Consider the following 2,044-nt stretch of genomic DNA (forward strand, 5'->3'; position numbering starts at 1 on the left):
GCGGTTGTAAAGGCCGGTCTGCGAGTAGAAGACGGAGGTATAACTGTCGCCATCGGAAGACGTATTGCGGCTATAGGTGTTCGTCTTGACGCTTTTGGTAACCGCGTTGGTCAGGTTGTTAACCGTCGCCGGGGCAGTGTTATTGAAGTTGCCTTTGGCTTCGTTGATGACTGTACCGCTGCTGTCTTTCACTGTCATAGTGAATGCCAGATTGCTGCTACTGGCCATCGAGCTGGTATCCAGGTCGGCCAGGCCATTAGCAACAGATGAAGTTACCGTTTTACCATCAGCCGAGAACTCTACTGTCTTGGCAGAACTATCCAGCCCGAACACACGAACATAAGGTTCGGAAGAGTGTGTGCCCCCTGAAGCACCATGCGCGATTACCTTCTCCCCAAATTCAGTATTGAATAACTTTATCGAAACATCTGTAGGGCCTTGGTACCAATTCTGGTGATGGAATCGCTTGATCTGAAATCCGCTAGAAAGGCGATGCCTTCCATTTCCTGGAATTGTGACAGTCCTACCGTCAATTACCACGCTAGCACCTTGCGATGGGGGCAGCCCAGAGACATTTATTGTGACAAGTTGCTCATAAGTAATATCGTAAAATGAAAATCCTGGCTCAGAATAGGCAAGCTCACTACTTATTTGATTTGTTCCAGCGTTTTCGTAAGTAACAATAAGTTTTTGCGTATCAACTTGTCCCGGATTACTTATGGCTTTTTGTCCTCCTACTGCAGCATAGGTAGTCTCCTTGACCTTCACCGAGTCATTGTAGGCAAAGTGGGTGCTGGACCCACTGCCCTGCCTGGAGGATTGATAGCCAGCAGACAACCAGAACTTGTTTACCTCCGGTAAATGCTCCAGGCCTACCCCCTCACCCGGCAGACCCACGCTGCCACTCTGGTGAGAGGCCACACTGCTGTACAGATCCACCGCGTGCAACACCAGCCCGTCGGGATCAACAAACGTCAGGGAAACAGCGGCGGCACTGGGATCCAACGCAATCGCCATGCCGTCACTCCAGTTGTACTGGGTGTTGTTCATCACCACAGTGCCACTGTCATTCCTCGCCAGCACCTTGACTTTGGCGGTGGCCCCAAACACGCTGACTACGTCGCTGCTATCGAGGGTAAGCATGTTGTTGTCCACGGCCCAATCGAGACTTGGCATCAACGTCAACGGGTTGTTCTGTGCATCTTCGAGCACACTGTCCGCGGCGCTGTCATCCGCCTGCAGGAAGTCACTGGTGACATCGTAATTGTAGGTGTTGGTGGTAATCACCACTTCGCGCCAGCCATTTTCCGTGCCGCCGTGGGACAGGGGCACAAACACATGTAACTTTTCTTCCACTTCGATGCGGTTGGTAAACACGGTGATGGTACGACCGCTATCGAGTGTGACCTGGCGGCTGGTGTAGTAGTGCAGGGTATCCCGCTCGATATAGCCCCTGTGGCTGCCCTGGCCGGTGCCATCCAGCTGGTAGCTGGTGCTGCCGAGCAGCCCCGCCAGATCGCTCTGCAGCTGCGCGGTGAGATTCAGGTCTTCAAAGTTGAGGCGCGGGTCATTGGCAGCCAGATGCGTCAGCTCGTCGGTATTGTCCACCCACGACAGGCTGGCGTTGACGGCATTGACACCTCCGGGGTTGCTGGCAAAACCCTTGCCCTCGTCGTCCACGTAGTTGATGTTGTTGTCACGGGTGGTGCTTTGCGCGCGCTCGGCGGGCAGACTGAGGGCATTAGCCACCGCCTCGTCCGTTGCCGCGGGCATACTGCCACCATTCAGGTCCACCCAGACGGTGGAGGTGCTGGTACTGTTGGTGGTTTTGTTGCGACTGCCGGCAGTGGGCACACCACCCGTGCTACTGCTACTGCTGATATCGTTCTGTACCGTTTCCCCACTATTTACAACCTCCCAATTCAGATCCAGGTCGGGGTTGTCAACGGGGGTATCCAACGGAGCATCCACCACCGTAATTAACTGATCCTCCTTATCGAACAGGCTGTATTTCCACTGGGTCTCACTTTGCGTGATTTCATTC

General features: G+C 54.0%; 1 protein-coding gene. It reads right to left on the reverse strand.

Annotated elements, in window-relative coordinates; all coding sequences use genetic code 11:
- A partial coding sequence (locus ABVT36_RS18900; RefSeq protein WP_368457948.1) for a hypothetical protein occupies positions 1-2,044 on the reverse strand: 2,044 nt, incomplete at both ends.

It is taken from the genome of Microbulbifer sp. TYP-18 (assembly GCF_040932045.1).
Taxonomy (GTDB): domain Bacteria; phylum Pseudomonadota; class Gammaproteobacteria; order Pseudomonadales; family Cellvibrionaceae; genus Microbulbifer.